At 67.4% G+C, this 1,413-nt stretch carries 1 protein-coding gene; it reads right to left on the reverse strand.

The window, feature by feature from the left end; translation table 11 throughout:
• Positions 1 to 35 precede the first annotated feature (35 nt).
• The gene (locus K6I34_RS36955) at positions 36 to 1,289 is read right to left on the reverse strand and encodes an IS256 family transposase (protein WP_229332387.1); all 1,254 of its coding nucleotides are present in this window, start codon (positions 1,287 to 1,289) and stop codon (positions 36 to 38) included.
• Between the last annotated feature and the right edge of the window lie 124 nt (positions 1,290 to 1,413).

Raw genomic sequence — 1,413 nt, forward strand, 5'->3', positions numbered from 1 at the left:
GAGCAATTGTCAAATCCTGTGGATCGGCGGGTTGTTCATGCAGCAGCGGGCTCGGGTCGTTCAACGAGGTGACCGCGTTCGAAGCGGGCTCCGGCTCGCACGAGGGCGACGAGGTGGGGTGCGTTCACGGCCCGCCAGCGGGCCTGGGCTGACTCGACGAGCTTGAACACCATCGCCAGCGCCGCCGCCCGGGATCCGGCGCCCTTGGTGACCTTCGTCCGCAAGCGGACGGTGGCGAAGGTCGACTCGATCGGGTTCGTGGTCCGCAGGTGGATCCAATGCTCGGCGGGGAAGTCGTAGAAGGCCAGCAGCTCGGCCTCGTCGTCGGTGATCTTCTTGACGGCCCTGGGAAACTTCGCCCCGTACTGCCTGGCGAACACCCTGACCGCCTCGGCCGCGTGCTCGCGGTCTTCGGCGTTGTAGATGTCCTGGACCGCCTTCTTCGCCGCCGGCTGTGCCGACTTCGGAAGCGAGTCGATCACATTTGCGGTTTTGTGAACCCAGCACCGCTGATGCCGGGTCTCGGGGAACACCTCGCCCAGGGCCTTCCAGAAGCCGAGGGCACCGTCGCCGACCGCCAGGACAGGGGCGCGCATACCCCGGCGGGCGCAGTCCCGTAGCAGGCCGGCCCAGGACTCGGACGACTCGCGGTAGCCGTCCGTCATCGCGATCAGTTCCTTGGTGCCGTCCGCCCGCACTCCCATCAGGACCAGGACCGCGGCCCTGGCCTGGTCGAGGCGGATCTTGAGGTGGATGCCGTCGGCCCAGACATAGACGTAGTCGGCTCCGGACAGGTCGCGGTCGCAGAAGGCGGTGTGGTCGGCCTGCCACTGCTGGGTGAGCCGGGTGACCGTGGCCGGGGAGAGGCCGGCCGCCGAGCCGAGGAACTGCTCCAGCGCGGGTACGAAGTCGCCGGAGGACAGGCCGTGCAGGTAGAGCAGGGGCAGGACCTCGCTGATCTTCGGGGACTTGCGGCACCAGGGCGGCAGGATCGCCGAGGCGAACCGCTTGCGCTCACCCGTGGTCTCATCGACCCGCTTGTCGTTCACCCGTGGGGCTCTCACCTCGACCGTCCCGGCGGCGGTCGTGACCTTCCGTGGCTGGTGGTAGCCGTTGCGCACGACCAGGCGGAGGCCGTTCTCATCACACTGACCAGCCAACTCGGCGATATAGGCGTTCACTTCGGCTTCCAGCGCGGCGGCCAGCATCCGCCTCGCCCCCTCACGGACGATCTCGTCGATCAGGGAACCGTTCGTGGTGGTGCCGTCAGCATTGACTACGCTGAGCACGGGCGTGCCTTCCCGACCGACGCTGCGAACGTCGGCCTACTCGATGACCATCAATCGATCACCCGGGAAGGTACGCCCTTCGTACACCAACCCGGGTCCGATCCACAGGTCTTGAGCATTGCTC

This window comes from Streptomyces sp. UNOC14_S4 (assembly GCF_020740835.1).
Classification (GTDB): Bacteria; Actinomycetota; Actinomycetes; order Streptomycetales; family Streptomycetaceae; genus Streptomyces.